Source organism: Pseudomonas sp. 1152_12 (assembly GCF_052850675.1).
This window is the reverse complement of record NZ_VXCW01000026.1, coordinates 25,148-31,147: the sequence shown is the minus strand read 5'-3', so window position 1 is coordinate 31,147 and position 6,000 is coordinate 25,148. Positions and strand designations below refer to the sequence as shown.

7 protein-coding genes and 1 pseudogene are annotated in these 6,000 nt (G+C 61.6%); 4 read left to right on the top strand and 4 right to left on the bottom strand.

Annotated features, from left to right (window positions below):
* Positions 1 to 31 precede the first annotated feature (31 nt).
* Both queD and FW764_RS27445 read right to left on the bottom strand, forming a co-directional pair.
* The gene (queD, locus tag FW764_RS27450; protein WP_122720764.1) at positions 32 to 388 is read right to left on the bottom strand and encodes a 6-carboxytetrahydropterin synthase QueD; all 357 of its coding nucleotides are present in this window, start codon (positions 386 to 388) and stop codon (positions 32 to 34) included.
* 76 nt (positions 389 to 464) lie between these two features.
* Positions 465 to 1,544 (bottom strand): patatin-like phospholipase family protein, encoded by a 1,080-nt coding sequence (locus tag FW764_RS27445; RefSeq protein ID WP_446436624.1) that lies wholly within the window; start codon positions 1,542 to 1,544, stop codon positions 465 to 467.
* Between the two features lie 161 nt (positions 1,545 to 1,705).
* Here FW764_RS27445 and FW764_RS27440 point away from each other — a divergent pair, with 161 nt between their 5' ends.
* Genes FW764_RS27440 through FW764_RS27425 form a run of 4 tightly spaced genes read left to right on the top strand, consistent with a single transcriptional unit; the run spans position 1,706 to position 4,306 of the window.
* Positions 1,706 to 2,008, top strand: a complete 303-nt coding sequence (locus tag FW764_RS27440) for a PepSY domain-containing protein (protein ID WP_446436623.1) — start codon at positions 1,706 to 1,708, stop codon at positions 2,006 to 2,008.
* Positions 2,008 to 2,322, top strand: coding sequence for a PepSY domain-containing protein (locus tag FW764_RS27435; RefSeq protein WP_446436622.1), 315 nt, complete (start codon positions 2,008 to 2,010; stop codon positions 2,320 to 2,322). The genes FW764_RS27440 and FW764_RS27435 overlap by 1 nt, the downstream gene beginning before the upstream one ends.
* A complete protein-coding gene (locus FW764_RS27430) occupies positions 2,322 to 2,990 on the top strand; it encodes a response regulator transcription factor (RefSeq protein WP_446436621.1) in 669 nt (222 codons plus the stop codon). Before FW764_RS27435 ends, FW764_RS27430 begins: the two co-directional genes overlap by 1 nt.
* Positions 2,987 to 4,306, top strand: a complete 1,320-nt coding sequence (locus FW764_RS27425) for a sensor histidine kinase (RefSeq protein WP_446436620.1) — start codon at positions 2,987 to 2,989, stop codon at positions 4,304 to 4,306. The genes FW764_RS27430 and FW764_RS27425 overlap by 4 nt, the downstream gene beginning before the upstream one ends.
* An 87-nt stretch (positions 4,307 to 4,393) precedes the next feature.
* Here the strand turns inward: FW764_RS27425 and FW764_RS27420 are convergent, their stop codons facing one another.
* Both FW764_RS27420 and FW764_RS27415 read right to left on the bottom strand, forming a co-directional pair.
* Positions 4,394 to 5,149, bottom strand: a complete 756-nt coding sequence (locus tag FW764_RS27420; protein WP_446436627.1) for a methyl-accepting chemotaxis protein — start codon at positions 5,147 to 5,149, stop codon at positions 4,394 to 4,396.
* A gap of 102 nt (positions 5,150 to 5,251) precedes the next feature.
* A pseudogene (locus FW764_RS27415) lies at positions 5,252 to 5,398 on the bottom strand (HAMP domain-containing protein); the annotation flags it as partial.
* Positions 5,399 to 6,000: the final 602 nt, after the last annotated feature.

The window sequence follows — 6,000 nt, the reverse complement described above, 5'->3', positions numbered from 1 at the left end:
ACCGCGAGGGTGGTTTTTTCACAGCATCGGCTTACTCGCCGCGATAGATGCAGCCACTGGTGCAAGTCTCATGGATACGAATCGCGCTGAGCTCTGGCAGCAGGGGTTTGAGCTCATTCCAGATCCACTTGGCCAGCACTTCGCTGGTCGGGTTTTCCAGACCTGGGATGTCATTGAGGTAGTTGTGGTCGAGGCGTTCATAGAGCGGCTTGAAAATCGCCTTGATCTCCGAGAAGTCGCGAATCCAGCCGGTATGGGGATCCAGGTCGCCACTCAGGTGGATCGCCACCTTGAACGAATGCCCATGCAGGCGCCCGCATTTGTGGCCTTGCGGTACGTGGGGCAGGCGGTGGGCGGACTCGAAGGTAAACTCTTTGAAGATTTCCACAGTATTTTCAGCTCGGTCAGGTATCTGGCAGACGGCGAGTTTAACAGTTTGATCCTTCGCCGCGCATGCCACTTGGTCATAGGGCCAGCAAGTGCTCGCCCAATTGGCTGTTATCGGCCAGGTCCAGAAACTCATCGCCCAACCGTCGGCTCTCGCTCATCGCGGTTTGCCAGTACTTATGGCGGCTCGGGTCATCGCCCATGAAGCGCTTGAAGTCGCTGCGGTCCGGCAATTTGCCATGGGGCAGGCGGGCCAGGTAGTCCTTGGATGGCGCCAGCAGCAACACATCCTGCAAGCTGTGCGAATGACGGCGTCGCCACGGCAGACCCTTGTCGAACCAGCCGGGGATGACCCGGTCGGTGAAGTGCGGGTACAGCACGATGTCATCGCCGTAGTAGGGCAGGTCGAGGTGGTAGTCCAGCAGGCCGCCGTCGCGGTAGGTGCCGACGCCGGCGCCGGGCAGGTCGCGCACGCCTTGCATCACCATGGGGATCGAGCCGGACGCCAGCAGCGCCTGGCGCAGGTTGCCCAGGTCCAGCGCGAGAAAGCGCGAAGGGAAATCCTTGAGCGGATGCACCGGTGGCGGCTGGCGTGGGTCGTGGATGATCAGCCGCTCGAAATGCCGCGACAACCGTGCGCGGCCACGCAGGTTGTCGGCAATCACCGATGACAGGCCCAGGCCGAGCAGCCCACGGTGGTCATCGGCGAGCAGGCCGTGGCTTTTGACCACCATGATGTTCAGCCGATAGTCGGGGTTGTCCAACACCCGCGCATCGCGACCGGCGAGCAGTTCATCGAGCATACGCTGACAACTGTGGCTGACCTCGGCCATGGTCACGCCCTTGGCAAAGCGTTGTTCGTTGTACAGGCGGCCAAGGTCAAGCAGGCCTTGCACCGGGTCGGGCAGGCACGCGCTGGCAAACCGCCAGGAGCCAATAGATGCACCGATCAGCGCGCGTTCGCGTGGTGCGCGCGGCAACCACTCGCCGAACAACGCCAGGTCCAGGCCCTGGATGCCCAGCGCCTTGGGGCCACCGGCTGCGCCGGGGAGAATGCCAACATCCGCAGGCGCCAGGCCCTGTTCGCGAATGCGCGTAAAGGCGCGTTTACCGGCCTTGAGCGTCAAGGCAGGGAATTTGATATGGATGGCTGTCATACCGGTCTCTTTTGGAGCGAGCGGGGCAGTATAGAAAAACTCGCAGCGTGATAGGTGAAGAAGAGCGCGAGGAAATTGCCATGGTGGCAATTCAGTTTCAGTTAAGTTGCCGCGAGTACGGTGATCCGCGTAGGAAAAACATCCTGAAACGGAGATTTGCCATGAAGCGCCTCACAGTGCTGGTCGCCGCCGGTATCATCGCGTCCACCGCGGCACAGGCCCGAGCAGTGGACCCCGACAAGCCACTGCAATTGCCTGGCACTGTTACAATTGTTGCCTTTGATCAACTGGAAGCCACGGCCTTGGCGCTGCATCCGGGGTCGACCCTACTCGACACCGACCTGGACGAGGCCTACGGCAAGTACCTGTATCAAGTCGAACTGGAAGATGCCGACGGCATCGAGTGGGAAGTCGAATTGGACGCGCTCTCCGGGCACGTTCTCAAGAATCATCAGGATACGTAATGACGGTATATCGACGCACCAGCGGTTGGATGGTGCTGGCGCTCATGGTTTTTTGCTCAAGCCTGGCGGCCCGTGACCTTAACCAGGATGAAGCCTTGGCACTGCGCCAGCAGGGCGTGATCCTGCCGCTGGAGCAACTGTTGCAACAAGCCATGGCGCGCTACCCCGGCTCCCGGTTGCTGGAAGCCGAGCTTGAAAAAAAGCACGGTCAATATGCCTATGAAGTAGAACTGGTGACCACCGAAGGCGTGGTGCGCGAGATCAAGCTGGATGCCACCACGGGTGTGCTGCTCAAAGATGAGGAAGATGACTGATGCGCCTGCTGCTGGTGGAAGACAACGTGCCCCTGGCCGATGAACTGTTGGCCGGTCTGCAGCGCCAAGGGTATGCCGTCGATTGGCTGGCCGATGGCCGCGATGCCGCGTATCAGGGCCGAAGCGAGCCTTATGACTTGATCATCCTCGACCTTGGCCTGCCCGGTTTGCCAGGCCTGGAGGTATTGGCGCAGTGGCGCGCGGCCGCCCTGGCCACGCCGGTGCTGGTCCTTACCGCCCGCGACTCCTGGGCCGAGCGCATCGAAGGGCTCAAGGCCGGCGCCGACGATTACCTGAGCAAACCGTTTCACCCTGAAGAACTGCACCTGCGCATCCAGGCCTTGCTGCGCCGCTCCCACGGCCACGCCAACCAGCCGACCTTGCAAGCCGCCGGGCTGCACCTGGATGAAGGCCGTCAGTGCGTGCTGCGCGATGGCGACGAGATCCAGTTGACCGCCGCCGAATTCCGCCTGCTGCGCTACTTCATGCTGCACCCGGACCAGATCCTGTCGAAAAGCCACTTGGCCGAGCATCTCTATGACGGTGAGACCGAGCGTGACTCCAACGTGCTGGAAGTTCACGTCAACCACCTACGCCGCAAGTTGGGTCGCAGTGTGATTGAAACTCGGCGTGGCCAGGGTTACCGGTTTGGCGCCGGCGCTGCATGAAGTCGATTCAGCGGCGCCTGAGCCTGGGGCTGATCAGCGTAATGGTGATCGTCGGCGTGGTGCTGGCGCAAACCAGTTTGTGGTTGTTCGAGGCCGGTTTGCAGCGCTACTTGGAAGCCGGCTTGCGCAATGACGCCGAGAACCTGCTGGTGGCGCTGGTGCGTGGGCCGAACGGCGTGCAGTTGGATGAGCAACGCCTTTCACCGGCCTATCAGCGGCCGTTTTCCGGGCATTATTTCCGTATCGATTTTGCCGAGATTCATTGGCGTTCCCGCTCGCTGTGGGACCAGGAACTACCGCGACTGCCCGAAGCCGGGCTCAAGGGCAACCTGCAGTTGGGCCCGGAAGGCCAGCAGTTGCTGGTGTTGCGTGCGGACTACAAGCGTTTTGGCCAGTCGATTTCCATCAGCGTGGCCCAGGACTACACGCCGGTGCGGGAAAGTTTCCGTTTGATGCGTCAGATTGGCCTGGTGATGGGGCTCGCGGCATTGCTGTTGGTGCTGATCCTTCAACGGGTGACCGTGCGCCGAGCCTTGCGCCCGCTGGAAACCGCTCGTGAACAGATCGCCCAATTGCAACAGGGCCAGCGCTCGCAACTCGACACCCAAGTGCCGCAGGAACTGGAGCCGCTGGTGGCGCAGATCAACCATCTGCTGGCCCACACCGAAGACAGCCTTAAGCGTTCGCGCAACGCGCTAGGCAACTTGGGGCATGCGCTGAAAACACCGTTGGCCGTGCTGCTGAGCGTGGCGTCGAGTGAACAGCTCAGAGCTCATCCCGAACTGGGCAGACTCTTGCGCGAGCAGTTGGAACAGGTGCAGCAACGCCTTAATCGCGAACTCAACCGCGCACGGCTTGCCGGTGAAACCTTGCCAGGCGCTTTGTTCAACTGTGAAAAAGAACTGCCTGGCCTGCTGGCCACGTTGAACATGATCCACGGCGAACACCTGGATTTGAGCTACCACGTCACGCCCGGCCTACAATTACCCTGGGACCGTGAAGACCTGCTGGAACTGCTCGGCAACCTGCTGGACAACGCCTGCAAATGGGCAGATGCCGAAATACGCTTGAGCCTCAGCGAAACGCCGCACAGCTACCTGCTGGCAGTGGAAGACGACGGCCCTGGCATCCCACAGAGCCAGCGCGACCAAGTGTTCAGCCGTGGCACGCGCCTGGATGAGCAGATTGACGGCCATGGCCTGGGGCTGGGGATCGTGCGGGATATCGTCGAGGTGTGGGGCGGGGTGTTGCAGTTGCAGGAGAGCGAGTTGGGGGGGTTGAAAGTGCTGATCGAATTGCCCAAGCGCCAGGCCTGACCCACCACCAATTAAAAAAACGTGGGGGCGGGCTTGTGTGGGAGCAGGCAAGCAGCTCCCACATTAGTTATTCGCCATCTTGAAAATTTATACGCGGAACTGATCCATCAACCCCTGCTGCTGATTGGCCAGGCTGTTCAATGCCTGGCTCACCCGCGCCGATTCATTTGCCTGCTCCGACAGCGACTCGGTCACGTCCCGGATCGTCGCCACGTTGCTGTTGATCTCTTCGGCCACCGCGCTTTGCTCTTCGGCTGCGCTGGCGATTTGCAGATTCATGTCGCTGATCACCGTTACCGCATCGCCGATCTGGCGCAGGGCGGTGACCGCCTGGCCGACCTGCTCGACACTGCCCTGGGCCTGGCGATAGCTGTTGCCCATGGAACCGACCACAGCGGTGGTGCCGTTTTGCAGTTGTTCGATCACCACGCGGGTTTCTTCCACCGATTCCTGGGTGCGTCGCGCCAGGTTGCGCACTTCGTCGGCGACCACGGCAAACCCACGGCCGGCTTCACCCGCGCGCGCGGCTTCGATGGCGGCGTTGAGTGCCAGCAAGTTGGTTTGCTCGGCAATGCCCCGAATCACTTCCAGCACCGAACCGATTTTCTCGCTATTGGCCGCCAGGCCTTCGACCTGAGCCATGGCGGTGCTCATGTCCGCCGCCAGATTTCCGATGTTAGTGGTGGTGCGGTCGATCACGGTCAAGCCTTCGCGGGTGGACTGGTCGGCGTCGCGCGCGGCGTGGGCTGCCTGGGCGGCGCTGCGGGCCACGTCCTGTGCGGTAGCGCTCATTTCATGCGAGGCAGTGGCCACTTGATCGACCTGGCGGTATTGCTGTTCCATGCCGGCGCTGGTTTGTGTGGCGATTGCGGCGGATTGGTCGGCGGTGCCACGGGCGTCCTGCACCGAACGTTTGACCTCGGCAATTATCGGTTGCAGCTTGTCGAGGAAGCGGTTGAACCAGCCGGCCAGTTGCCCCAGCTCATCCTGTTTGTCATAGGCCAGGCGGCGGGTCAGGTCGCCTTCGCCACTGGCAATGTCTTCCAGCATGCGCGCTACGCTAAGGATCGGGCGGGTCACGCTGCGCGCCATCAGCCACACCAGGATCAAGCCGATCACGGCGGCCAGCAGGCCCAGGCTCAGTTCCAGCCACGTGCCTCGGGTGTTATCGGCGTCGAGTTGCGCCTTGAGCGCTTCGGCGGGGCCGACCAGAACTTTTTCCGGCACATCCAGCAACACGCCCCACGGCTTGCCACCAGGAATCGGTGCGAAGGGCGCCAATACTTTGAGTTGATGGTCGGTGCGCAAGCTGCGGATCTGCGTGCTGGCTGCCAGGGCGTTGATCAATTGTGCGCCGCTGGCAGTGTCGACCTTATCCAGGCGCTGGCTGAGTTTGCTGGCGTCCGGGCTGTAGCCGGCGAGCAAACCGGTGGGGCTGAGGATGCTGACTTGGGTCTGACCGTCATACAGCTTCTTGCTTGCCTTCTGGCTCACGGTCTGCAGGCTGTTGAGGTTGATGTCCACCGACAGCGAGGCAATGACTTTGCCGTTGACCATCAGCGGGAACACGATGCTGGTCATCAGCACGTTTTGCCCGTCGATCACATAAAAGTACGGTTCGATCACGCAGGGTTTCAAGGTTGAGCGCGGGCAGGTGAACCAGGCGTTGGCTTGTTCTCCGCTCGGCCCGATGC